Consider the following 24,371-nt stretch of genomic DNA (forward strand, 5'->3'; position numbering starts at 1 on the left):
TCAGTTGAGATTATTTTTTTATTAGTTGCGCTAAATTTAGAACATGAGTCAGATTTTTTTTCATTTCAGGGGCGCTTAATTGACTGGCAGTCGGCCGCGCAATCACGATAAAATCCTGATTTTCTTTAATCTGATCCTTCATTTCAAAAATTACTGCACGAATTTGACGTTTTACACGATTTCGCTCAACGGCATTGCCAATTTTTTTGCCCACTGACAATCCCACACGAAAATGCTGATTCTTTGGCTTATCAATGGTATAAACGACAAAATTACGATTCGCACAGGAACGACCTTGTTGAAAAACTTTTTGAAATTCTTGTTCCTTTTTTACACGATAAGCTTTTTTCATAAGTTCCCTTCGTTTCTATTGAATAACCATACTTTTGGTGCTTTGTGAAAAGCGCTTGAAAATGTTTCTTTGACTGTGCTCGGAAGTTGAACGAGCGGGCTGCGCTTTTTTTGTAATCTAGCTCCATGCGTTTGCACCACTCGGTAAAGTGAAAAGAAAATCCGCGGTTAAAAACACCGCTAATATTTTCTTTTGCACTTTACTCGGGTGCAGAGCGAACGCTTTCCGCTTTTTTCACAATCTAGCTCCATGAGCTAACTTCTCTCGATAAAGTGAAAAAGAAATTCGCGGTATAAAACACCGCTATAATTTATTTTTGCACTTTACTCGGAAGTTGACCAAGCTCACTGCGCTTTTTTTATTATCATACCATATTTTTATTTATATTTATCTAAAAAATCGAGAAAAATACGGTTGGTTTTGGCTTTGGTAAGTAAAAATTATTTTGTCCATCTCAACATACAAAAAAAACCACTGAAATCAGTGGCTTAAGCTGAAAGAACTTTTCTTCCTTTAAGGCGACGGCTAGCTAAAACGCGACGACCATTTTTTGTGCTCATGCGTTTGCGGAAACCGTGAACTTTTTGACGTTTACGTTTATTTGGTTGGTATGTTCTTTTCATTTATTCCACCTCCATGACAAAATCTATCTATCATTACAGACATACCTTGTCATTATACAAACCTATCAATGAATTTGTCAATAAGAAAATCGTTATTATAGGAAAATAAATGTTGCTTATGCTTTGATAAAGCATTGCTTTTTAGTTGTTTTCTTTCAAATTTTATTTGAACACTTAAAAATAAACATACTATATAGTAGTAAATAACTTAAACATTTTTCTCCAATTAAACTTATCCCCAGTCTGTTAATAACTTGTGGATAAAACTAGGATAACTTTTTGCGAATTTTTTTATAAATTTCAGTTTATCTGAAAATATCCCCAGAAAAAATTAGTTATTAACAAGTTTTCCACAGAGTGTGAACAAGTCGCAAAAACCTTGCTATATTCAGCCTATTTATCCACTTGACTTGTTAAAATACTTCTGTAAAAGTCAATTCATCCACAAAATAAGCACCCTTTGTGGAAAAAGTTTTTCCTGTTTGTGAATTGCTTTATTCACATTCATTTCTTTTTGTGGATAAGTTTTAAATCTTTTGTTCTTTTTCTGATTTTCTGTGGAAAACTTTTGCAAAACATGCTAAATTATAAGTACCTGTTTTTTTACATATGAAAAAGTTAGTTATGACCTTTAATCAAAGGGATTTTCTGTACATACTCATTTCGACTGATAATTTTGATAAATAAGGGTCGACGGCGTGAAAATCAAGATTACTTTAGAAAGAACAAGGAGAAAAATAAATGATTACATTGGAAAGTTTGTGGGAGGAGCTTCAAGCTGTTTATAAAGTAGCTTTAAGTAAAACCAGTTATGATACTTGGATTGCGCAAGCCAAGCCCCTAGCTCTTGATACAGATAAAAATGAGCTAGTTATTGAGCTGCCTAGTCGTGTCCATCGAGATTACTGGGAAAAAAGCTTAGTCTCTAAGATTATTGAAACGAGTTTTCGCTTAGTTGGCCAAGAAATTAATCCGATTTTTTTAGTTTCCGGGGAAGAAACTAAAACGGAAGATACAACAGCTAAAGTCGAAGAATCCCCAGAGCAACAAAAGATTATTACCCAAAATGCTTTATTAAACTCTAAATATACTTTTGATAAATTTGTGGTGGGAAAAGGCAATCAGATGGCTCATGCGGCGGCGTTAGTAGTTGCGGAAGATCCTGGTATCATGTATAACCCGCTCTTCTTTTATGGGGGCGTTGGTTTAGGGAAAACCCATTTGATGCATGCGATTGGTCATCAAATGTTAACTAAATATCCTAATGCAAAAATTAAATACGTAAATAGTGAAGGCTTTACTAACGATTTAGTCAATGCCATTCAGAAAAAAGAAATGAATCAATTTCGTGAAGAATATCGGAATGTTGACTTATTATTAGTAGATGATATTCAATTTTTTGCTGGAAAAGTCTCTACACAAGAAGAATTTTTCCATACATTTAATGCTTTATACGATAATCAAAAGCAGATTGTTTTAACAAGTGATCGTTTGCCAAATGAAATTCCTGAATTGGAAGAACGTTTAGTTTCTCGCTTTATTTGGGGCTTATCTGTTGATATTACGCCACCGGATTTAGAAACCCGGACAGCGATTTTACGAAAACGGGCGGAAGCTGATCAGTTAGAAATTCCTGATGACACTTTAAGTTATATCGCCGGTCAAATTGATTCAAATATTCGCGAATTAGAAGGCGCACTGGTGCGGGTTCAAGCTTTTTCAGCCATGACCAATGCCGATATTACCACTAGTTTAGCCGCTGATGCTTTGAAATCTTTAAAATCTGGCGGTGGTGGTAGCCAACAACTGTCTATTTTAAAAATTCAAGAAGAAGTCGCTAACTATTACCATATTCAAGTAAAAGATTTAAAAGGCAAAAAACGTGTGAAAAGCATTGTCGTGCCCCGTCAAATCGCCATGTACCTTTCAAGAGAGCTGACGGATAACTCTTTACCGAAGATTGGGGCTGAATTTGGGGGCAAAGATCACACTACAGTGATTCATGCTCACGAAAAAATTATTCAACTCTTAAAAACCGATACGGCTTTACAAAAAGATATCGCTGAATTGAAGAATTTTCTTTTGCACTAAGAGTAGGCAGTCATTTTGTTAGAAAATAGCCTTGTGGATAACTAGGAGAAGTTATGCTACTTTTATCCACAAGTTATCCACAGTGTTTTTTTCTTGATCTGTTAGTCTTTTTCTACTTTTCCACAGAACTAACAGGCCCTACTACTTATTCTATTTATATAATATAAAATATTAAGGGCTCCGCCTTTGATATTTAATCTTTTTTCTTAAAAATTATCAGTCTAACGGACTTACTTTAAAGGAGTGTTTTCACAATGAAGTTTTCTATTTCTAGAAATATTTTTATGCAAGAGTTACAAACGGTTCAAAGAGCGATTGCAGCTAAAACAACGATTCCGATTTTAACGGGTTTAAAAATTGAATTAAATAGTGAAGGCTTAAATCTAACTGGGAGCAATGGCGATATCTCGATTGAAACGATTTTACCTTTAGATGATGCCGATGCTGATTTACAAGTGGAATCACCCGGAACGATTGTCGTGCAAGCCCGTTTCTTCAATGATATTATTCGTAAATTACCTGAAGATCATTTTTCACTAGAAGTAATGGAAAATCATCAAGTTAACATTGTTTCAGGTAAAGCTAACTTTTTAATTAATGGTTTAGATGCTGCTAATTATCCGTTATTACCGATTATTGAAACTAACAGTCAATTTGAATTACCTGTTCACAGCTTAAATCAAATTATTAAAGAAACAGTTTTCTCGGTTTCTGCTCAAGAAAATCGCCCAATTTTAACTGGGGTGCATTTTATTTTGAAAGATCATATTTTAACAGCGGTAGCGACGGACTCTCATCGTTTAAGTCAACGTCAAATTCCGATTACCCAAGAAGTACAAGAAATTGATATTGTTATCCCTGGCAAAACTTTAATTGAACTTTCTCGTTCTTTAACAGATGAAGAAGAATTAGTTGAAATTAGTATTATGGAAAATCAAGTGTTGTTTAGAACTGCTAAAATGTATTTCTACTCTCGCTTGTTAGAGGGCAATTACCCTGATACTAACCCATTGATACCAACTAGCTTTAATACGGAAATTGAATTTTCAGTGCCGATGTTATTGTCAGCGATTGAACGGGCATCTTTGCTTTCTCATGAAGGCCGTAACAACATTGTTCGCTTATCTGTTAAAGAAGACAGCGTGGTGCTTTACGGTAACTCACCAGAAATTGGTAAAGTGGAAGAAGATTTAAACTTTGAATCAATTACTGGGGAAGCGATTGAAATTTCTTTCAACCCTGATTATATGAAAGAAGCGTTGCGAGCTTTTGGTGGCATTGATATTGTGGTTAAATTCGTTTCTTCTGTGCGGCCGTTTATTTTAGAGCCGGTGGAAAATGATGCGCAATTTATTCAATTGATTACGCCAGTTAGAACCCGCTAATAAAAAAGAACTCCCTGCTATTTTTCAATAAAATGAAAATTTTTGAAAAATAGTCGAAATCAAATTAAATTTGTTAAAAAGCCTTAAATTCAATTTTAAGGCTTTTTTTGATGTTTGGTTAGAAACTATTTATTTTGCTTAAATCTGCTTAAAAAGCAATTATATGCGAATAAATTTGTTTTCTGCTTAAAAAATGGGTATAATAAAAGATGAGATATTGAAAATAGAAAAGCTAAAAGAAGCAACTAAAACTTGCAAACAAAAGTAAGTGGTGGAAAGCCTGATTTCAGGGGATTGGCTTCAATGGCTAGACATGAGGGATGGTATGAAACGTTCAATTTATCTAAAAACTGACTATATGACTTTAGGTCAGTTGCTGAAAGAAATCAATGCGATTTCTAGCGGTGGTCAGGCTAAATGGTTTTTAGCTGAAAAAGCCGTTTTTGTTGATGGTGAGTTGGAAAATCGTCGTGGACGCAAATTATATGCTGACACAGTTGTCGAGATACCTGATGAAGGTACTTTTTTTATGGTAAAAAAGGAAACTACAACTGATGAGGCTGAATAAATTAACTTTAAAACAATTTCGTAACTATCAAGAGGTTAGTTTGAATTTTGAAGGGAATTTGACGATTTTTTTAGGGGATAATGCCCAAGGGAAAACCAATTTGCTAGAGAGCATTTATGTGTTAGCTATGACTCGCAGCCATCGTAGCTCCAATGAACAAGAATTGGTAGCATGGCAAAAAGACTATGCTTTAATTCAAGGGGAGCTGCAACGACAGCAAAGCACGATTCCAATTGAGCTGCAATTAACGAAAAAAGGTCGCAAAACCAAAATTAATCATATTGAGCAAAAAAAACTCAGTGCTTATGTGGGGCAAATGAATGTGATTTTGTTTGCGCCAGAAGATTTAAGCTTAGTGAAAGGCAGTCCGCAATTGCGCCGCAAATTTATTGATATGGAGCTAGGGCAAATCAATCCGATTTATCTCCACGATTTAGTGCAATATCAAAACGTCTTGAAACAGCGCAATCAATATTTAAAACAACTGCAAGAAAAAAAGCAGACGGATGAAGTTTATTTAGATATTTTAAGCGAACAACTGGCGGAATTTGGGGGGGAAATTCTTTATGAACGCCAGCATTTTCTGCAGCGCTTAGAAAAATTTGCCAATCAAATTCATCAAAAAATCAGCAACCAAAAAGAAGTGCTGGAAATTGCTTATGAAAGTAGTTTAAAAATTGATTTAACTATGAGTAAGGCTGATTTACAGCAGTTATTGCTTAGTGAATTAATGGCTAATCGCAAACGGGAATTGTTTAAAGGCAACACTTTTATTGGTCCTCATCGGGATGATTTGACTTTTTTGATTAATCAGCAAAATGTTCAGGCTTTTGGTTCTCAAGGGCAGCAGCGCACCACCGCCTTAAGTGTTAAGCTAGCCGAAATTGATTTAATGAAGGAAGAAACCGGTGAATATCCGATTCTTTTATTAGATGATGTCATGAGTGAGTTGGACGATAGTCGTCAGCTGCATTTATTAGAGACGATTGAAGGCAAGGTTCAGACTTTTTTAACCACCACCACCTTGGAGCATTTGAAAAATAAAATGACGGTTACGCCGCAAATTTTTCATGTGCAGCAAGGGCGAGTTAGCGCTGACTCAGCGTAAAATAAGCTTTTTATGATTAAATGAGTGCTTGTTTTATAACAAGTAACTGATTGATTGAAGAGATAGATAGCAATTTTGATAGATGAAAGGAAGTGTCTGAATGACAGCAGAAGAAAAAACTTTAAAAGAACGTGCTAAAGAATATGATGCCAGTCAGATTCAAGTATTAGAAGGTCTGGAAGCAGTTCGTAAACGGCCTGGGATGTATATTGGTTCTACCAGTTCAGAAGGGCTACACCATTTAGTATGGGAAATTGTCGATAATTCAATTGATGAGGCCTTAGCCGGTTTCGCCACAACCATTCAAGTGGTGATTGAAAAAGATAACAGTATTACGGTAATTGATGATGGTCGGGGGATTCCAGTGGGGATTCAAGAAAAAACTGGTCGTCCAGCCGTGGAAACTGTTTTTACTGTCTTGCATGCCGGTGGTAAATTTGGCGGTGGCGGATATAAAGTTTCTGGTGGTTTGCACGGGGTAGGTTCTTCCGTAGTAAATGCCTTATCAAAACAATTAGATGTTAAGGTTTATAAAGATGGCAACGTTTATTATCAAGAATTTAAACAAGGGGCAGTCGTCGCTGATTTAAAAGTTATTGAAACGACAGAACGCCACGGTACAACCGTCCATTTTATTCCTGACCCAGAAATTTTTACTGAAACAACTGAATTTAACTTTGATAAATTAGCAACTAGAATTCGGGAATTAGCTTTCTTGAATCGTGGTTTGAAAATTTCAATTGAAGATAAACGAGCAGCCGAAGAAACTTTAAAAGAATATTATTATGAGGGCGGTATTAAGAGTTACGTTGAGCATTTGAACGAAACCAAAGAAGTACTGTTTGATGAACCAATTTATGTTGAAGGGGAAATGCAAGATATCGTTGTAGAAGTTTCCTTACAATATACAGATGGTTACCAAAGCAATTTGTTGAGTTTTGCCAACAACATTCACACTTATGAAGGTGGTTCTCACGAATCAGGTTTGAAAACTTCATTGACTCGAGTAATTAATGATTATGCTCGTAAGCAAAAAATAATGAAGGATAATGACGAAAACTTAACAGGTGAAGATGTGCGTGAAGGTTTAACCGCTGTTATTTCTATCAAACATCCAGAACCACAGTTTGAAGGACAAACCAAAACGAAGTTAGGTAACTCTGAAGTTCGGACGGTTACCGACCGCTTATTCTCTGAACATTTCAGCAAATTCTTAATGGAAAATCCTAATGTCGGCCGTAAAATTGTCGAAAAAGGTTTACTAGCTTCAAAAGCTCGTTTAGCTGCCAAAAGAGCACGGGAAGTAACCCGTCGTAAAGGGGCGCTAGAAATTAGTAGCTTGCCAGGGAAATTAGCTGATTGTTCAAGTAATGTCCCTGAAAAATGCGAATTATTTATCGTCGAAGGAGATTCTGCCGGCGGTTCTGCTAAACAAGGTCGAAGCCGGGAATTTCAAGCGATTTTACCAATTCGTGGTAAAATTTTAAACGTTGAAAAAGCCAGTATGGATAAAATTTTAGCTAATGAAGAAATTCGTTCACTATTTACAGCAATGGGAACTGGTTTTGGTGCTGATTTTGATGTTTCAAAAGCTCGTTATCATAAATTAGTTATCATGACCGATGCCGATGTAGATGGTGCTCACATTCGAACATTATTGTTAACTCTTTTTTATCGTTATATGCGTCCAATTGTGGAAGCTGGCTATGTTTATATTGCCCAACCGCCATTGTACGGGGTAAAACAAGGGAAAAAAATCACTTATATTCAGCCAGGTAAAAATGCTGAAGAAGTTTTACAAAAAACAATTGAAGATTTACCAGCAACACCAAAACCAAGCGTGCAGCGTTATAAAGGTTTAGGGGAAATGGATGACCATCAATTGTGGGAAACTACGATGGACCCTGAAAATCGCATGATGTTGCGGGTAAGTGTGGACGATGCCATTGAAGCCGATAAAATTTTCGATATGTTAATGGGTGACAAAGTAGAACCACGTCGCGCTTTCATCGAAGAAAACGCCCACTACGTGAAAAACTTAGATATTTAATACGAAAGAGGATGCCAGTTCAACTTACCAAGTAACAAGCTAGTTGAATGGTATACGGCATGAGAATCAAACTAATTTTTCTTTGAAAAATTATTACTTTAAAACGAATAAGGATGTCAGTTCAACTTGTCTAAATACCTTAGTTGAATGATATACGTAGAGAGAATCAAAATAAATTTTTTTGAAATTTATTACTTTAATACGAACGAGGAGGCAGGGAATTTAATTGAGTGAAGAAATCAGAGAAAACATTCAGGACGTCAATTTAACAAGTGAGATGAAAGATTCTTTCATTGATTATGCCATGAGTGTTATTGTGTCACGGGCCTTACCTGATGTGCGGGACGGCTTAAAACCTGTTCACCGCCGAATTTTATACGGAATGAATGAACTAGGGGTAACCCCTGATAAACAACATAAAAAATCAGCCCGGATCGTTGGGGATGTTATGGGTAAATACCATCCTCACGGCGATAGTGCGATTTACGAATCAATGGTGCGGATGGCGCAAAACTTTAGCTACCGTTATATGTTAGTAGACGGCCACGGAAACTTTGGTTCGGTGGATGGCGATGGCGCGGCGGCGATGCGTTATACCGAAGCCCGCATGAGTAAAATGGCGTTGGAAATGCTACGAGATATTAATAAAAATACCGTTGATTTCCACAGTAACTACGATGATACTGAGCGGGAACCAGATGTTTTACCAGCACGTTTCCCTAACTTATTAGTTAACGGTACAACCGGGATTGCGGTAGGGATGGCGACCAATATTCCACCTCATAATTTACGAGAAGTCGTTGAAGCGATTAACATTTTAATGACTAATCCAGAAGCCACAACACAAGAATTAATGGAAGCTGTACCTGGACCTGACTTTCCCACAGGCGGTTTAGTAATGGGTAAATCCGGCATTCGTCGGGCATATGAAACAGGGAAAGGTTCAATTATCGTTCGGGCAAAAGTTGAAATTACTGAAATGCCTAACGGAAAAGAACGGATTTTAGTGACTGAATTACCTTATATGGTAAATAAAGCCCGCTTAATTGAACGAATTTCTGAATTGCATCGGGAAAAACGGATTGAAGGGATTACTGATTTACGGGATGAATCTTCTCGTGAAGGCATGCGGATTGTTATTGATGTTCGCCGCGATGTTAGTGCTTCAGTGATTTTAAATAACTTATACAAAATGACGGCTTTACAATCTTCATTTGGTTTCAATATGTTAGCCATTGAAAAAGGCGTTCCGAAAATTTTGTCATTAAAACAAATTTTAGAGAACTATATTGAGCATCAAAAAGAAGTTATCGTTCGTCGTACCGAATTTGATAAACAAAAAGCTGAAGCGCGAGCTCATATTTTAGAAGGTTTACGGATTGCTTTAGATCATATTGATGAAATTATTGCGATTATTCGTGGTTCTAAATCGGATGATGAAGCTAAAGCCGCGATGATTGAACGTTTTGAATTTTCTGATCGTCAAGCGCAAGCAATTTTAGATATGCGTTTACGTCGTTTAACCGGTTTGGAACGGGAAAAAATTGAAAATGAATATCAAGATTTATTGGCTTTAATTGCTGATTTAACGGATATTTTAGCACGTCCTGAACGGGTAGCAGAAATTATTCAAACCGAATTAAATGAAATCGCCCAAAAATATGGGGACGATCGCCGAACTGAACTTTTAGTTGGTGAAGTTTTAAGTCTTGAAGATGAAGATTTAATCGAAGAAGAAAAAGTTGTTATTACTTTAACAAATAATGGCTATATTAAACGGGTAGCCAACAGCGAATTTAGAGCACAACGCCGTGGTGGTCGTGGCGTGCAAGGCATGGGGATTCATGATGATGATTTCGTCAAAAATCTAGTTTCTTGTTCAACTCACGATACATTATTATTCTTTACTAACAACGGTAAAGTTTATCGGGCGAAAGGTTATGAAATTCCTGAATATGGTCGAACAGCCAAAGGTATTCCGGTAATTAACTTGCTAGGCATTGATTCTGCTGAAAAAATTCAAACGATTATCAATGTTAATGGTCAAGGAACTGAACAGAAATACCTATTCTTTACAACTCGCTTAGGTACGGTTAAACGGACAAATGCCAATGCTTTTGCCAATATCCGTAGCAATGGTTTAATTGCGATTGGTTTAAGAGAAGGCGATGAATTAGTTAACGTTATCGAAACAAACGGTAGCCAAAACTTAATTATGGGTACTCATTTAGGTTACTCAGTCACTTGTTCTGAAACCACAATTCGTGATATGGGCCGAACAGCTTCCGGTGTCCGCGGGATTCGTCTCCGTGAAAATGACTATGTAATCGGCGCAGCCGTTATGGACCCAGGCAAAGAAGTCCTAGTTATCACTGAAAACGGCTATGGTAAGCGCACAGCGGTCTCTGAATACCCAGTGAAGGGTCGAGGAGGTAAAGGAATTAAAACCGCTAATATCACTGCTAAAAATGGTCCTCTAGCCGGCTTAGCAACAGTTAATGGTGATGAAGATATCATGTTAATCACTGATAAAGGTGTCATTATCCGCTTTAACGTAGGTACCGTTTCACAAACTGGTCGTTCAACTTTAGGTGTTCGCTTAATGCGAATGGAAGAAGAAACCAAAGTTGTGACGATGGCGATGGTAGCTCCTGAAGAAGTCGAAGAAGAAATCGTTGAAGGCGCTGAAGAAGTAGTTGAAACAACTACGCCAGAAGCAACTGAAACTGTTGAAACACCTGAAACGCCAGAAAATACTGAAGAATAAGAATTAAAATAACACCCCATCAGTTATGCGGAATACGCTGGCTGGTGGGGTGGTTTATGTTTATTGAGATATATGAAAGACTGTTAAGGAAAAAAGAGCTATAATGAGGGAAAATTAGGAAAAGAGGGAATGAGATGAATGAAGAAATTCAATCACTGATTAAAACTTATAAAAAATGTTATCAGCCTAAGATAATTTCTTACTGTGAAAATAGCGAAGAATTATTTTATCTTGTTAAAAAAGAAACGAATTACAACCAAGAAGAATTATTGATTTCAGGCATACAGGTCACTGATTTCCCCCTTTTTATGATAGTTAGGCAAGATGATGTTTTGATGACAGCTTCTAAAAGAGAAATCAGTGACTTTATAAAATTAAAAAAATAGCCAGAGAATTTATTTCTGTGCCTATTTTTGGGAAATTCATGATATGATAAAACATAAATAGAAAATTTAAAGGAAAGGATTGTATTTAATGGATAATACCGCTTTAGCTAGATTTATTACTTCATTAGGAAGCTTAAATAGTTATGGTAGCACGGTTTTACAAACAAAACAGGCGCTAGATAGTCATTCAACTAAACCTTTAAGGCAAGATGCGGATGATATTGCGATTTTTACTGATGCGTTAAAGAGCATTACCGCAATTCAGAAAGTTGGTTTCAGCACTGAAGGAATTATTGCCATTAATACACAGTTTGATTCTCCTTCAGCAGAACAACCTAAGTGGCCGGGGCATTTGCGAAATGCTTATTACAACGAAGATGATCGGATAGGGATTATTATTGATGAAAATACGCAAAAATTTTATACGCCTAAAGAAATAATTACAAAAGCTGATCTGGATGAGATTGTCAAAGAATATCAGTTATCTAATAAAATCGAGGTAGATGCTTGGCGTGTTTTTGCTCGCTTATGTAAATTACAAGCTTTTCAAGATGGTAATAAAAGAACTGCATTAATTGCTGCGAATGCTGCCTATGATACTTTCAGCACTGAAGAATATTTAGTTTTACCTTTTAATGATTTAGACCGTGCTGAATTTACCATTCACTTAATGCGTTATTACAAAGCAGAAAAGGCTGAAGCTGAAGAGCAAGCTTTTCAAAAAATGATGGCTATTTTACCAAGTAAAGCAGAACGTTTAATTGAATTAAAGAAACCAATTACAGAAGAAAAAACAGCCAAAACATTACGCTTGAAGCCACAATTTAGAAATAATGATAAAACTTAGTTAAAGGAAAGAAAATTTTTATTAACAGCTAATAATTTGATGTTTGATTATGGTGTGGGAGTATTTTCTATTCCTAAACAACATTTCTTGCGATTTAATGAGTTGTTATCAGGTTACTACAATGATGTTGCTGATTCAGAAAAAATATTTTGCAGTTGATGTATGATTATTGTATTTTTTTGGATAGAGTATCAATTAGGTTAGAAAAAGACCTTACAATTAAAGACAGGCTTTAAACTATTTTTTTCGATCATGTTTCTTAACACCTTAAATAATTTCTCCCTATTATGAAAAAACTGAGGCAAAAACAGAAAAACTACTTCTGTTTTTGTCTCAGTTTTCGTAATTAAAATTTTCAAACTCATTTGCCAATTTATAAATACCTTGATAAGGAATCTCTAGGAAATAATAATCATCTTCTGCATATAAATAAAAAATATCAGAAGTATCATCAGCTTTTGCTAATTTAATTGTGTAATAATTTTGCGTGAGAGGTTGGTCATTGTTGATGCTTCTGCGCGTTTTTGTAGCATTTCGCAGGGGTTGTAAGACTTTTTTTATGTCGCTGGCTTCAGTTATGACCGTTTCACTAGCGGCAAAGGGCGCAACAATCATGATTTCTTTAACAGATTCATTTTCAGCAAGCTGAATTTTTTCTTTTGGCCAGTTAAGAAAAATAATTGCAGCTAGCGCGATGAATAATAGGCTGATAAATAGCTTTTTATGTTTCATGAAAGTACCTCGCTTAGTTTACTTGTATGCTATCACAAGCGCTTTATAAGTAATAGGCGTATTCAAAATACATTGAAAATATTTAAGATTTAGCTAAATAATTTAAGTGAAAATAAGAAAAGTGGCTAATAAAGCAGCATCTATTAAGAAAACGACAATAGCTTGCCAACGTTTATAGCGAAAAGCGTCAACTGCTGCCGAAAGGACAAATAGCACTAAAACTAGTGTAGCCAGCACAACTGGAAATTGCTGACTAAAATAGGCTTGAATAGCTAAGATGAAAAAGGCTATACCAGTTAGGAGTATTGTGTAGATTTTGTTTTTGATTTGTTTATCAGTAGCGTTTGGCAGGAGAAATTGATAATGTTTTTTAGCTAAAGTTAAGCCATTCTTTTTTAAAAGATAGATAAGACCGTAGATTATTTGACTTGCGCCGAAAATCATAAAGAAAATTAGAAAACCTTCGTGGATAGTAGTCATTTTGGATAGCTCCTTTTGTTATAATTATATCTGTTATTATAAAACAAATTACTAGGCTTTGTAAAAGCACTCATTCAAAAGATTTAATTGCTATTTTAATATAAAAGGTATGTTGTTTAAACTTAATCTCCTCCCCGAAATTTCTCCACAATGCTTTCAATTTCATACAAAACTGCCTCTGAGGAACGCTCTGAAGCGAGATAGTAGTTTAAGACGCCAACAATGCCATTAGCGATGAAAATCGCTTCTGCGCTATCTCTGAGGTCTTCTGTGGCAGTTAAAGTTAAAATATGTTGCGTCAAATATTTTGCAAAAAAGCCTTCTTTATCAGCAAAGATTAGTGTGCGGTAATTGGCTTTATTTTCAATAATCAGCTGAAAAGTTTGATTTAATGAATCCTGTGGTGTGTTGGTTGTGGCACTACATTCAGCAATTAAACGTTCAATGGATTCAGAAATGATTTTTTCCAGTAAATCATATTTATCTAAATAATTTAAATAAAAAGTACCGCGATTAATATCGGCAAGGCTGCAAATTTCACTGACTTTGATAGCTTTGACTTCTTTTGTTTTAAGCAGCTGTAAAAAAGCTGTTTTTATAGCACTTTGCGTTTTACGTACTCTGCGATCCATAATAAACTCCTATCATCTTTGACAAACTGTCAATTAATCAACAGTTTCCCCTTTTTGTTTATTGAAAAACAACTTACCTATCCATATTATAGATGAGAACAAAAAAATAATAAACAACTGTCTATTAACTAAAAAGCTGCGTGAGTTGTTCTGCAACCGAGCAAAAGTGCAAAATAAAATATTAGCGGTGTTTTATACCGCGGATTTTCTTTTCACTTTGCCGAGCGGTGTAAACTCACGTAGCTGGATTAACTAAAAAGCTGAAAGGGCTCGTTCAACTCTCGAGCAAAATGCAGAATTAAATTATAGTGGCGTTTTTTGCCACGAATTTCATTCTCATTTTGCCGAAGAGAGTTAGCCCTTGCAGCTAGATTAACTAAAAAGCTGAAAGGAGTCGACAATGAAAATATTAATTTATGGCGCAGGGATTCAAGGAAGTTATTTAGCCTACGCTTTAAATAAAAATAAGCAAAATGAGGTTTTTGTTTTAGCACGAAATAAACGCAAAGAAATTTTGGATCAGCAAGGATTAAAATTAGCCCATATTATTCAGCGAAAAACGACTACTGACCATTTGAAAACAGTGGCGACTTTAAAAAAATTCGATTATTGTGATTTGATTTTTGTGACTATGAAATACAATGATTTTCCGACAATTATTGAACCAATTGCTGAAAATAATAGTAAAAATATCGTTTTTGTGGGAAATCAAATGGATACTGAAGATTTAAAGGCCAAAATTTTGGCGATTAACCCTGATAAAAATATTCTTTTTGGTTTTCAAAATACTGGTGGTACAAGAGAGCCAGACCTTATCAAGATTTTACGTTTTAACCAAGGAAAGATGAAGATTAATTGTCCTGCTGAAGATGTAAAAACTAAGCAACTTTTTGATGATTGTTTTGCGAATACTGGCTATAAATGGCTGGCTTATCCAGCGTTAGATCAATGGTTAAAAAGTCATGCAGCGCTTATCGTGGTGATGAATAGTTTAGATTATTATTATGGCAATGATTTAAAGCAAATCAGAAAAGCCAATGAGCTATTATTAGTTACAGGAAAAGCTTATCAAGAGATTTTTGCGATTTTAGAAGATAATGGTTATCCCATTTTACCGAAAGCGCAAAAAAGGTTGTTTAGCAATGCTCATGTAACCAAGTTTCTCTTTAAAATGATTTATGCCACACCAATTATGCAGTCAGCAGAAGGGGATTATGGGGAAATTAAAGGGCTGGCGGATTCTTTTGCCAAATTTAAAATGCAAAGCGGAACGCCAGCTCCTAATCTCGATCATTTAGTTGCGTTAGCCACTAAAAAATATCTTGCAAGTAAAGCTGCGGTATAAAATGAAAAAGCATAATATGAAAAAAGCTAATCCTCTTCTCGCTTGAAGGATTAGCCTTTTTCGGTATGGGATAGAAAGGGTTAGATCGTAACTCCCTCAAGATTGGTTGGAGGAGAGAGCTACGATAGTATAAAAAATTATACCCAAAGTTTAGTGTGGTGCTATTTATATGTGAAAGTCATAGGAATAACGTAATGAAAGTTACTGAGCTGCGATATAATCCACCCAACCATTCGTGATATGGATGAAAATACCATTAGCAACTGAGCCAGTATAATTGTTGATAGCGTTAACAACTGCTTGCGCCATTTGCGGACCGACAACCGGAATCGCAGCGACTAAAACAGATACGGCACCGCCACCTGCCCAAATAATTGCATTAGTTAAACGACTACTTAAATAAATATCTGGTGAAAAGAAGCCACGATCAAAATTAATAGCAGTAATATTTTGAGCATCTGCGGGAATGGCATAGACAACTGTTTCAGTTACTTCTGCTGCCGGTGCTTCATTTGCCAAAGCTGTTACAGGAGCAGCCAAGCCAATCACTAAAGCTAAAAATGACAAGTGAATGAATAGTTTTCTCATGATTCTCTCCTCCAATTTTGTTTGTCTATTAACTACATAATTAATATATACCACTTTACGATAAAAGTCAATAGTACTTTGTTTTATTTGTTGATATATAAGTATACCAATTCAAATGAATGTAAATATTTAGTTACTGCTAATAGTTATTCAATTGGGCTTTTAGCTCTTATTTGAATAACATTAAAATTACTTTGGTCTATTAAAAAAATAAAATAAATAAATTTTTTTCAAAAAAGGGGTGACATTTTGCTAGCTAACTTTCGTTTATATAGTGAAGGGTAAAAAAGAAAGAAGGCAAAACAAATGGCAAAACTTTTTATTAAACAAATAAATGCAGCGGGAGAAGAAGTGTTTTTTTGTTTAGAAAAACTGTTGGCGCGTTTAACTGGTGAGCTGTTGTTGAGTGATAATTGGTGGGTGTGGCGATATTGCAAACAATATCAGCATACGGACTATCAAGCTGAGGGCAGAATGGCGGATGGCTTACAATTATTGGCAAGTTTACTTGAAGATTTACTGGTGAAAGAGGGAGAAAATCTGGATGCTTATCAAGAAATTACGCCAGATTTAGTGTTAGATTTAGTAGATTTTAACGCTATTTTTAAAGTACAGTTAGAAGTGATGTCCCGTAAGATTTATCAGCAGTTAAGGGCTAATCAGCGCTTAGTTTTAGCCTATGCTTTACAGGCAACTTACCAGCAATTGTGTTTGCGAAAAGAATTGCAGGAGCGGTATCAGAAGCAGCACATGCTGGTGGGGTACTCGCTCTGATATTCTCAGTGGGCTTGCCATTTTTTGTTTTCTGGCTAGAGAGTTTGATCATAACTGGTGGATTTTGGCTATCTTCTATGGCTGAATAGTTTTAAAAACGCTGAAAAAATAGAAATATAAAATTAACTAAACACATAAGACTCAGTGGAACACTACTGAATCTTGTGCGTTTTTTTCTGTAAAAAATACCCAAATTAATTGTGTTAGTTGCTTGCAATTTTTTTTGCAGATATTACGCTTTTCTGAAATAAGATCCTGTGAAAAAATGCAGAGGTAAAGAGCTGAATGGCAAGACGAAAACTTACTAAGTAAGTATGCTGTTAGGTGTGGTCATTAACTGGTATAGCTGGTTAAAAAATACCTAAATCTAAGCGGAAAGGAGTTGAAAGATGAAAGATGAACGAGATGCAGGCTCTCCTTGAGATACTTATGAAAGAAGATACTGTTTCGGTGGAAATATTGCAGGAAAAATTAAAGTTTTCTGAACGAAAAGTGCGACAGTTGCTTCGTGAGTTAAGAGGGTATGAGAGCAGATATGCTTTTCAGATTGAAACGATTACTAAAAAGGGTTATGTCCTGCATATTACTGATAAGGCGCGCTTCTGTGAATTTCAAGATTTTTTGATGAATCAAAAAAGTGGTAGCAAATTTTCTGGCAAACAAGAACGTGTCATTTTGATTGTTTATTTGTTGCTACAAAATAAAAACTATGTTTCTTTGCAACAAATTGCGGATGCCTTAGATGTCAGTCGCTCAACGATTTTAACAGATCTGGGGGAAGTTAAAAATCTTTTAGCTGATTATCAAATTCAGCTGCAATCAAAACCCCATTATGGCATGAAATTAACAGGGGATGAAATTCATTTTCGCCGATTATTTTCAAAAATTGTCTCTTTAGGAATTGATGAGCAAAATGAGAGCATTGGTTATTTTGAACACGCGGAGCAGTTGGATTTTTCTAACGTGACGGAGCAAGTTAAAAAAGTTTTGTTGGAGCAGGAGATTATTTTAAGTGATAACGTTTGGGAATCTATTTTAACCCATTTGAAAATCTTGGTTTCACGAGCGTTGAATCATAATGAAGTAACTGAGCTAAAGGTAAATAAAACATTAATTACCCCTAAGTTTTATCAAATCGCTGAAAAAATTTTGGCAGTTTTAGCTGAAAATTTTGAAGTCCAATTTGCTCCGCAAGAAGTTGATTTATTAGCTTCACAGCTCTATGGGAAAGCTACTTCTGAGAGTGTTCCTGAACAAAAAAAAGTGGAGCAGACCGCAATGATTGTCGATGCTCTGAAAAAAGTTGATGAGGAATACTATACGTCATTTTCAGAAGATGAGTTGCTTTTGGAGCATCTGCTATTCCATATTTATCCGATGATTTTACGAATATCTTTTGGGTTAGAGTTGAAAAACCCGGTGTTACCAACGATTTCAATTCGCTATGCCAATGCCTTCTTAGTGAGTTTGAAATTTATTGAACTTCACAGCGAATTAAGCCGTCATCAGCTTTCACGAGATGAAATTGGTTATTTAGCCCTTCATTTTGCTGCCCATCAAGAGAGAAGAAATCAACAAAAGCTCAATGATATTAAAAAGATTGTTCTGATTGAGCATTTGACGCGAGGTCAAACTTTATTATTGAGCAGCAAAATTCAAGCGATTTTTCCGGCTGTCAGTATTCAAGGTATTCATAATTTAGAATCGAATGACTATGCTTTTCAGAACGTGGATTTAGTCTTATCAACGGCGCCGGTAACTTATGATTTTGGAACCGTTCCTTACTTTATGATTAGTGATACTTTGGAGGACAGTGAAATTCTTTCCTTGAAAAACAATATTTTATATGCGGTTTTACAAGATGAGAAAAGGCAGCCAGGTTTGCAACCTTTATTTGATGAAAAGCTCTTTTTTATTGAAAATACGGAAAAAGATTATTTACAAATCTTACAAAAGTATAGTCAAAAGATGGTTCAGTTAGGTTATGCAGCCACGGATTTTGCCACGATTTATGACTATGGTATCGCAGGGCCTCATAGTATGAAGCAAAATGCGATAAAGAACAGCATTATGGTGATTTTGTTACCTGAAGGAATTAATTATGAAAATAAAAGTGTGAAATGTATTTTTTTAATCAATATCAAAAAGAAACAGCTCTTTTTACATCAGGAAATTAGTGAGTTTTTATTGAAAATCATGCAACAAGATTCGGTGGAGCGAATTAGTCAGTTAGTTAACTTTGATGAGTTTAAACGCTACATGAAAAAATATTGGTGAGGGATGAACGATGGAAGAAGTTATTATGGAAATTATTTTAAATGCTGGAAATGCTAGAAGTAAAAGTCTTTTAGCGATTAAAGAAGCACAAAAAGGTGCTTATGAAAAAGCGGATGAATTGTTGAATGAAGCTAAGATAGCCGCTAATTTAGCACATAAAAGTCAGACAGCCTTAATTACCGAAGAAGTTTCTGGCAATACCCAAGTGGTTTCATTACTAATGGTTCATGCGCAAGATCATTTAATGACGGCTTTAGCTGTGCGAGATTTAGCGATTGAAATGATTAGTTATGGTAAAAATTTAGAAGAAAAAATTAGAGTTTTAGAAGGGAAGATGGAAAAATGAAAAAAATTTTATTAGCTTGTGCAGGTGGTTTTTCAACCAGTATGTTAGTCAACAAAATGAAAGAAGCAGCAACGGAAAAAGATTATCAAGTAGCCATTAATGCGGTAGCGGAAACGGATATTGAAGAACATTTAGATGCCAATATTATTTTATTAGGCCCACAGATTGCCCATCGTTTAGAGGATATTCGCAATGAAGTTAATATTCCTGTTGAGGTGATTGATTCCCTTGATTACGGCATGATGAACGGTGCGAAAGTATTAGATTTAGCTTGGGAAAAAATTAATTAAATAAAAGGGGGAAATGTCGATGAGTTTTTCATCAATTAGCCAAAAGGTGGCGCCGAGATTAAATAAGGCGGTAACCGCCTTTTCAAACAATGTAGTTGTGAAGACAATTGCTGCTGGGATGGCCCGTTTATTACCAGTTACGATTGTGGGGTCTATTTTAACTTTAATTGGTAGTTTACCAATTGATGCGTATACGAAGTTTTTAGATGATACAGGTTTAGCACCTTTTATCAATTTAGGAAATACCATGACCAATGGGATTATTACGATTTATTTAGTAGCGGCCCTTGCTTCAGAAATGGCGCGTTTCTACAAAAAAAATCAAATGAATGCTATTCTTATTTCTTTATTAGCCTTTTTCATTGTAACGCCATTAACGGTTTTTGAAGTAGGAGATTCTTCTGTTTCAGCCTTTACGTTATCTTATCTTGGTTCACGCGGAATGTTCGTGGGGATGATTGTAGCGTTAGTAGCTACTAGATTGTATGTTTTGATGATAGATAAAGGCATTAAAATTAAAATGCCTAGTGCTGTACCGCCTGTTATTTCATCTTCTTTTGAGTCTTTGATTTCTTTCATCTTAATTGCTGTTTTATTTATTGGGGTGAATTTTGTTTTTGCGAAAACGAGTTATGGTGATATTCATTCTTGTATTTATACCGTTTTACAAAAACCTTTAGAAGGTGCCAGTGGTTCTTTAGCGACAATGCTATTGATTTGCTTTATCGGTGAAGTTTTCTGGTGGTTTGGTATTCATGGTAGTAATGTAACTTCTGCTATCACAGCGACCTTATACATGCCTTTAGCGATTGCTAATACGCAAGCTTTAGCTTCGGGAGAACCTTTACCTTTCATTTTAAACTCTTATTTCTTGAATATTTACAAAGGACCACGCCATTTAGCGTTAGCTTGTTTGCTGCTGTTCTTTGTTCACAGTAAACAGTTAAAAGCGATTGGCCAAGTTTCATTTGTTCCAGGAGCCTTTGGTATTAGTGAACCGATGAAATTCGGGATTCCCATGGTTTTCCAACCGCTAATTTTTCTACCAATGTCTTTAGCACCTGTAATTTGTATTGCAATTGCTTATTTTGCCACTACGATTGGTTTCTTACCGAGAGTTGCTGTTGATTTACCGTGGTCGATGCCACCATTTATTAGTGGTTTCATTGCCGGTGGTTTCGCTGGCGTGGTTGTTCAAATCATTCAGTTTATAGCAGTTATTTTAATCTACATTCCTTTCTTGAAAGTGTTAGATAAACAAAAAATTGCTGAAGAAGATTTGCGAGAAAAAGAACTACAAGCGACAGCTTAAAATTTTATTGAAAAATCACTGTATTTACTAGAAAGGATCGCATAATACATGACAAAAATTTTTGAAAAACAAGGGAAATTAGTGATTGAAGATGCAGAAATCCCCGATAATGCCGAAATTACCGTTTTTCGGGGAGAGCAACCAACTTTGACTGTTGCCAATAAAGAGTTGGTAGGAACTTTTACAGGGAACACGCTGGAATTTGCGAAAAGTGCAGCTGATGAAGAATTTCGTCAGTACTATGTTTATCAATATGCTGAGATAACTAAAATTGTTGCTTTGCGCAATCTTTCGTTAGCTGGCACGTTTAATACCCGTGATTTAGGTGGTTATCAAACGAAAACTGGTCAGACTGTCAAATGGGGACAAGTTTTCCGTTCAGATGCTTTATATCAGTTGACGGATCAAGATGTAAAGGATTTAGAAAGAATGAATTTGCGTACGGTAGTTGATTTTCGGGGTGAAAATGAAATAGCTGATGCACCTGATCGAGAAATAGCTGGGGTTAACTACGTTTATTTGAATCCTAACGCCGAAGTAGCCGCTTTAGCTACCGGTAATTTAGTAGATGATCAAGAAAAAGTTAGCAAATTAGTGGCGATAGCCAACAGTCCAGAAGGGCCAGCTTATTTTGCTAGTCGTTTAGATGAAATGGCATTACAAATGCGCGAACTGGTTTCAACGGAAATTGCTAATAAACAATATCGGCGCTTTTTAGAGTTATTGTTAGAAGAAGACAGCACGCCCTTGTTGGAGCATTGTAAAGGTGGTAAGGATCGCGCAGGCTTTGCGGCAATCGTCTTTTTAATGGCTTTAGGAGTGTCAAAAGAAGTAATCTTGCAAGATTATCTGTTAACTAAAGAAAATATGCAGCAGCGGAATGTGAAACGCATGGATGAGTATCGTGTTTATACGGATCATCCTGATGTTTTAAACTACCTTAGCGGCTTAATGGACACCAAAGCATTATATTTTGAAGCAGCTTTTGATGAAATGGAAAAATTAGGTGGCGCAGATAAATTCTTAACGAAAGTTTTAGGGATTTCAGAAGAACAAATTATGGCGTTACAACAGAAATTTCTATATTAATTTGAGAATGAGAGGGATGGTAGCGTGAAAGCAGAAATTTTTCCCAAAAAATTCTTGTGGGGAGCAGCTGTGGCGGCGAATCAGCTGGAAGGTGCTTGGCAAGCTGGCGGTAAAGGCGTTTCTCAAGATGATGTAGTGCCATTTATTGAATTAACTTCAGCCACCGATATACCTGATTTTGATCAACGAGCAACGTTATTAGCGGGACTTCATGATTTACAAGGCAATTATCCTAAGCGTTGGGGGATTGATTTTTATCATACCTATAAAACCGATATTCAGCTGTTGAAAGAATTAGGGTTAAATTCTTTTCGCACTTCAATTGCTTGGACGCGGATTTTCTCTAACGGTGATGAGGCGCAGGCTAATGAAGCTGGTTTACAGTTTTATGATGATTTATTTGATGAATTGTTAGCGAATGACATTGAGCCAATTATCACGATTTCTCACTATGAAATGCCAATGAAGTTAGTGTTGGAATATGGCGGGTGGCATAATCGCCAAGTGATTAATTTCTTTGAAAAATTTGTCACGGCAATTTTTCAGCGTTATCGGGATAAAGTTAAATACTGGATTACCTTTAACCAAATTAATTCAGGTTTAACAGATGCTTATCTATCCTTAGGGTTAATTAAAGCTGAACATCCAGATATTGAGCAAGTCAAATTTCAAAGCCTGCATCATCAGCTGGTAGCAAATGCTAAAGCCATCGAAATTGGTAAAAAAGTCAATCCAAATTTTATGATTGGTTCTATGAATTATGAAATGACGGCTTATCCGCAAACACCACAGTCAGAAGATGTTTTAGCTTGTCTTGACAATGACGATGCCCAACTATATTTATCAGATGTGATGGTTTTCGGGGAGTATAGTACTTACATTAAACGCTATTTTGCGGAGCATGAGATTCAGTTGGAAATTTTGCCAGAAGATTTGCTTTTATTGAAAGAAAATCGGATTGATTTCTTAGCTTTTAGTTACTATTTGACCACTGTTCGTAATCAACAAATGCCTAATATTTTAGATGAAATCACTTGGAATATGAGTGAAGAATCCCGAAACCCCTATTTAGAAACTTCTGAGTGGGGGTGGCAAATTGATCCAGTTGGTTTGCGTATTGTTTTACGGAAATTGGCAAGTCGTTATCGCAATTTACCTTTAGTGATTGCTGAAAATGGCTTAGGTTATCGGGATGAGTTTGTAAATGGTGGTGTTCAAGATAATTATCGCATTGCTTACCATCGAGAGCATCTTCGCCAAATTGCTGAAGCTATTCAAGATGGTGCGAAAGTGATCGGTTATCAACCGTGGTCAGGAATTGATATTATTAGCGCTGGCACTTCTGAAATGGAGAAACGCTACGGTTTTATTTATGTAGATCAAGATAATGCTGGTGGTGGAACTAAACAGCGTTTTAAAAAGAAAAGTTTTTACTGGTATCAAGGGGTAATAGCTAGTAATGGGCAACAGCTAGAATAAAGGAAAACAGGTGTAAAATCAGTCATTGCTGATTTTACACCTGTTTTAGTATATTTTGAAAAAAATACAGCGTATGTATTAGTGGAAGTAAAAAAACACTTATATCAACTATGATTTATTACGAGAACTCCGCTGATTAATTATGGATAAAGCTATTCTTGGAAAGTACAATTTATCGTACTTTTTTTACGTTCGTGTTACAATCAGTGTTAGAGGTGATGCTAATGTTAGCAACTAACTACTCTAATTTTAGAGAAAATATGAAAAAATATTTAGATGAAGTAACTAATGATTTTACTTCAATTATTATTACTCGCAAAAATGATGAAAATGTTGTGATTCTTTCTGAAAAAGAGTATCAAAACTTGATTGAAAATCAATATGTTCTAGGTAATAAAAAGAATAAGTCTTGGTTGGATGAATCGAAACGTCAACTTGAGCAAGAAAAAAAGTGAAAGACTTATTGAGTGACTAACTATGTTGAAAATTTTTACAGATAACGCATGGTCAGATTATTTATATTGGCAAAATCAAGATAGAAAAACTTTAAAACGGATAAACAAGTTGATTAGAGACATTGAATCAACACCATTTGTTGGCTTAGGAAAATCTGAATCGTTAAGATTTGACTATACTGGTTACTGATCAAGGAGAATCAATGATGTTGATCGTCTAATTTGTTCTGTAGAGGAAGATGTAATTAACATTTTAGCTTGTAAAGGGTATTATAATTGATGATTCTAACTCCTACCCAACTTAATTTCAAATTAACTAAAAAAAAAATTGATTTCTCAATGTTTTTTTTGTATAATGTAATTCTGTGAGTAGTCTATGAAAATAGCTTCTCCTT

At 35.6% G+C, this 24,371-nt stretch carries 23 protein-coding genes and 1 pseudogene; 18 read left to right on the top strand and 6 right to left on the bottom strand.

All coding sequences use genetic code 11. The features are described 5' to 3' along the window. Positions 1–10 precede the first annotated feature (10 nt). Positions 11–352, bottom strand: a complete 342-nt coding sequence (rnpA, locus tag M2139_RS06710; protein WP_280738037.1) for a ribonuclease P protein component — start codon at positions 350–352, stop codon at positions 11–13. Positions 353–840: 488 nt separating this feature from the next. Then, on the bottom strand, positions 841–975 hold the full coding sequence (gene rpmH / locus M2139_RS06715; RefSeq protein ID WP_010766794.1) for a 50S ribosomal protein L34: 135 nt from the start codon (positions 973–975) through the stop codon (positions 841–843). Between the two features lie 741 nt (positions 976–1,716). Here rpmH and dnaA point away from each other — a divergent pair. The 8 genes from dnaA to M2139_RS06755 all read left to right on the top strand — a co-directional run bounded on the left by dnaA (position 1,717) and on the right by M2139_RS06755 (position 12,177). Then, the gene (gene dnaA, locus M2139_RS06720) at positions 1,717–3,066 is read left to right on the top strand and encodes a chromosomal replication initiator protein DnaA (protein WP_280738036.1); all 1,350 of its coding nucleotides are present in this window, start codon (positions 1,717–1,719) and stop codon (positions 3,064–3,066) included. Positions 3,067–3,320: 254 nt separating this feature from the next. Beyond that, positions 3,321–4,451 (top strand): DNA polymerase III subunit beta, encoded by a 1,131-nt coding sequence (gene dnaN, locus M2139_RS06725; protein ID WP_280738035.1) that lies wholly within the window; start codon positions 3,321–3,323, stop codon positions 4,449–4,451. A 325-nt stretch (positions 4,452–4,776) separates the two neighbouring features. Then, on the top strand, positions 4,777–5,019 hold the full coding sequence (gene yaaA / locus M2139_RS06730) for a S4 domain-containing protein YaaA (protein ID WP_280738033.1): 243 nt from the start codon (positions 4,777–4,779) through the stop codon (positions 5,017–5,019). Next, entirely contained in the window at positions 5,006–6,127 is a 1,122-nt protein-coding gene (gene recF, locus M2139_RS06735) for a DNA replication/repair protein RecF (RefSeq protein ID WP_280738032.1), read from the top strand. The genes yaaA and recF overlap by 14 nt, the downstream gene beginning before the upstream one ends. A 100-nt stretch (positions 6,128–6,227) precedes the next feature. After that, a complete protein-coding gene (gene gyrB, locus M2139_RS06740; RefSeq protein WP_280738031.1) occupies positions 6,228–8,177 on the top strand; it encodes a DNA topoisomerase (ATP-hydrolyzing) subunit B in 1,950 nt (649 codons plus the stop codon). A gap of 226 nt (positions 8,178–8,403) precedes the next feature. Further along, positions 8,404–10,944 carry a DNA gyrase subunit A gene (gene gyrA, locus M2139_RS06745; protein ID WP_280738030.1) on the top strand — a complete coding sequence of 847 codons (2,541 nt, stop codon included), beginning with the start codon at positions 8,404–8,406 and terminating at the stop codon, positions 10,942–10,944. Between the two features lie 134 nt (positions 10,945–11,078). Beyond that, positions 11,079–11,330 (top strand): hypothetical protein, encoded by a 252-nt coding sequence (locus M2139_RS06750; RefSeq protein WP_280738029.1) that lies wholly within the window; start codon positions 11,079–11,081, stop codon positions 11,328–11,330. Between the two features lie 88 nt (positions 11,331–11,418). Beyond that, positions 11,419–12,177: a Fic family protein gene (locus M2139_RS06755; protein WP_280738028.1), complete on the top strand. Its 759-nt coding sequence runs from the start codon at positions 11,419–11,421 to the stop codon at positions 12,175–12,177. Between the two features lie 333 nt (positions 12,178–12,510). Here M2139_RS06755 and M2139_RS06760 read toward each other — a convergent pair whose 3' ends face one another. The 3 genes from M2139_RS06760 to M2139_RS06770 form a co-directional block, all read right to left on the bottom strand. Continuing rightward, positions 12,511–12,909, bottom strand: coding sequence for a DUF5301 domain-containing protein (locus M2139_RS06760; RefSeq protein ID WP_280738027.1), 399 nt, complete (start codon positions 12,907–12,909; stop codon positions 12,511–12,513). A 102-nt stretch (positions 12,910–13,011) separates the two neighbouring features. Next, on the bottom strand, positions 13,012–13,389 hold the full coding sequence (locus M2139_RS06765; protein WP_280738026.1) for a hypothetical protein: 378 nt from the start codon (positions 13,387–13,389) through the stop codon (positions 13,012–13,014). Between the two features lie 122 nt (positions 13,390–13,511). Further along, positions 13,512–14,021, bottom strand: coding sequence for a TetR/AcrR family transcriptional regulator (locus tag M2139_RS06770; RefSeq protein WP_280738025.1), 510 nt, complete (start codon positions 14,019–14,021; stop codon positions 13,512–13,514). 400 nt (positions 14,022–14,421) lie between these two features. Between M2139_RS06770 and M2139_RS06775 the strand changes: the two genes are divergently transcribed. Next, entirely contained in the window at positions 14,422–15,366 is a 945-nt protein-coding gene (locus M2139_RS06775) for a 2-dehydropantoate 2-reductase N-terminal domain-containing protein (protein ID WP_280738024.1), read from the top strand. 201 nt (positions 15,367–15,567) lie between these two features. Here the strand turns inward: M2139_RS06775 and M2139_RS06780 are convergent, their stop codons facing one another. After that, complete coding sequence (locus M2139_RS06780) at positions 15,568–15,954, bottom strand: hypothetical protein (RefSeq protein ID WP_280738023.1); 387 nt, start codon at positions 15,952–15,954, stop codon at positions 15,568–15,570. Between the two features lie 306 nt (positions 15,955–16,260). Between M2139_RS06780 and M2139_RS06785 the strand changes: the two genes are divergently transcribed. The 9 genes and pseudogenes from M2139_RS06785 to M2139_RS06825 all read left to right on the top strand — a co-directional run bounded on the left by M2139_RS06785 (position 16,261) and on the right by M2139_RS06825 (position 24,256). Beyond that, positions 16,261–16,728: a hypothetical protein gene (locus tag M2139_RS06785; protein ID WP_280738022.1), complete on the top strand. Its 468-nt coding sequence runs from the start codon at positions 16,261–16,263 to the stop codon at positions 16,726–16,728. Positions 16,729–17,157: 429 nt separating this feature from the next. Then, complete coding sequence (locus M2139_RS06790; RefSeq protein WP_280738021.1) at positions 17,158–19,005, top strand: PRD domain-containing protein; 1,848 nt, start codon at positions 17,158–17,160, stop codon at positions 19,003–19,005. Between the two features lie 10 nt (positions 19,006–19,015). Further along, a complete protein-coding gene (locus tag M2139_RS06795) occupies positions 19,016–19,351 on the top strand; it encodes a PTS lactose/cellobiose transporter subunit IIA (protein WP_280738020.1) in 336 nt (111 codons plus the stop codon). Further along, positions 19,348–19,641, top strand: coding sequence for a PTS sugar transporter subunit IIB (locus M2139_RS06800; protein WP_280738019.1), 294 nt, complete (start codon positions 19,348–19,350; stop codon positions 19,639–19,641). The genes M2139_RS06795 and M2139_RS06800 overlap by 4 nt, the downstream gene beginning before the upstream one ends. A 19-nt stretch (positions 19,642–19,660) precedes the next feature. Then, positions 19,661–20,953, top strand: coding sequence for a PTS transporter subunit EIIC (locus M2139_RS06805; RefSeq protein WP_280738018.1), 1,293 nt, complete (start codon positions 19,661–19,663; stop codon positions 20,951–20,953). A gap of 48 nt (positions 20,954–21,001) precedes the next feature. Next, positions 21,002–22,042 carry a tyrosine-protein phosphatase gene (locus tag M2139_RS06810; protein WP_280738017.1) on the top strand — a complete coding sequence of 347 codons (1,041 nt, stop codon included), beginning with the start codon at positions 21,002–21,004 and terminating at the stop codon, positions 22,040–22,042. Positions 22,043–22,066: 24 nt separating this feature from the next. Then, entirely contained in the window at positions 22,067–23,521 is a 1,455-nt protein-coding gene (locus tag M2139_RS06815) for a glycoside hydrolase family 1 protein (protein ID WP_280738016.1), read from the top strand. A gap of 224 nt (positions 23,522–23,745) precedes the next feature. Beyond that, positions 23,746–23,976, top strand: coding sequence for a type II toxin-antitoxin system Phd/YefM family antitoxin (locus M2139_RS06820; RefSeq protein WP_280738015.1), 231 nt, complete (start codon positions 23,746–23,748; stop codon positions 23,974–23,976). Positions 23,977–23,998: 22 nt separating this feature from the next. Next, positions 23,999–24,256, top strand: a pseudogene (locus tag M2139_RS06825) (Txe/YoeB family addiction module toxin). Positions 24,257–24,371 lie beyond the last annotated feature (115 nt).

Source organism: Enterococcus sp. PF1-24 (assembly GCF_029893325.1).
Lineage (GTDB): Bacteria > Bacillota > Bacilli > Lactobacillales > Enterococcaceae > HY326.